1 protein-coding gene is annotated in these 1576 nt (G+C 71.3%); it reads left to right on the top strand.

What is annotated here, in order from left to right; all coding sequences use genetic code 11:
* Positions 1-1576 (top strand): hypothetical protein (locus AB0K51_RS34800; RefSeq protein WP_363462292.1); only part of this gene is annotated, 1576 nt, incomplete at both ends.

The following is a 1576-nucleotide window of genomic DNA, read 5'->3' as shown; positions in this document are numbered from 1 at the left end:
GAGCACGTCGGCGAGGCCGAGCTGCGCGAGGAGGTGGCGCACAGGTTCCGGGAGGCGTTCGACGACTTCCGCTTCGGCCCGACCATGCTGGGCGAACTCCTCCTGGACGAACCGGACCTGCACGACACCCTCGGCCTGACGGCGAAGACCCTCCCGGACCAACTCGGCAACCAGCACAGGTACGAGGACCTCCTGAAGCGGATACGAGACGACCACCCCGTGGCCTGGAACACCGCCCTGGACAGGGTCACCCGCGGGGGGCAGTGGGACAACGTCTTCGGCAGCGCCGCTCCCGTGCTCTACGCCCGCCACTTCGGGCCCGGACTGCTGATCGCCGACCGGATGAGCGGCCGCGTCACCGCGATCCACCGCGACGGCTCCAGCACCTACCCCGCACCCGACCAAGCAGTCCACCTCGCCACCGAACAGAACTACACCGTCGTGGTCCACTCCCCGGGCCACTACGACGCCACCACCCCCACCACCCGACCCACGCCTCACCCCGCACCCACCACCCGACGCGAAACGGACGAGTCCCGACCCCCCACGCCGGAACGGCACACCCAGGCGATGGACATCGACACGGACGCAGGCGCGGACGCCGGCGACGACCGCGGGCACCCGGGCCAGGACCCGAACCCGGACCCCACGCCGGCACTCCTGTCCGCGCCTCCGGCCGTCGGGGACGGACGCACGGACGGGACCACCGCGGTCGCCTTCCTCGGACGTATCCCGAAGGCCTTCCACGCGGCCGCGTCAAAGGACACGGTCACCGTCAACAGCAGGTCATTCGCGCTGCCGGGTTCGGAGGCCGAGCATGCCCGGTTCGCGCACCAGCCGCTGAAGGGCGAGCTGGTCGGCAGCAAGGTCAGGTTCACCAACGCCGTCGGCGAGCGGTTCGAGGAACCCCTCGACGTGCCCGCGACGCAGCAGCTCTGGCCGGCCGGCACAACCGACACGGTGTTCGGCTTGAAGGTGACCGTGCCGGGGGCGCCGGCCGATCACCCGGTGGGCGAGAAGTTTCCCGGCTGGTACGCGCGGTTGGCCGGCGCGGACGGCCACCGGGTCGTGGAGTGGTCCCGCACGACAGGCGCCCGCTTCACACCCGAGGGCGACGTGACCCCGTACGACGAGCCGACCGAGGTGTACAAGTTCCGGCTCGCGACGGAGAAGGCCGGACGGCCGTTCACCTACCCACCGGCCCCGACCGGCCCGCAGACCTTCCGCGAACGCGTCCCGGAACTCTTCTACGCCACCGCCGGCGCGACCACCGTCAGCGTCAACGGCAGGCACTTCAACCTGCCGAAGGGTGCGCGTCAGAACCTGTTCGCGAACAAGGCACTGTGGGGCGAGCGCACCGGCGACAGGGCCACGTTCACCAACACCGACGGCCAGTGGTTCGACGCCACCCTCGGTCTGAGGACCATGAGCAAGAGACCCGTCCAGCCCGGCAGCCGCCACGTGTTCGGCGTGACGATGATTGTGCCGGGGGCGCCGGCTGGCCACCCGGCGGGCGAGCCCTTCCCCGGCTGGTACCCGCGGTTGGCCGGCGCGGACGGCCACCGGGTCGTGGAGT

The organism is Kitasatospora sp. NPDC049285 (genome assembly GCF_040678815.1).
GTDB lineage: Bacteria > Actinomycetota > Actinomycetes > Streptomycetales > Streptomycetaceae > Kitasatospora.
Note: the sequence above shows the minus strand (reverse complement) of the source record. Positions and strands in the feature narration are given on the sequence as shown.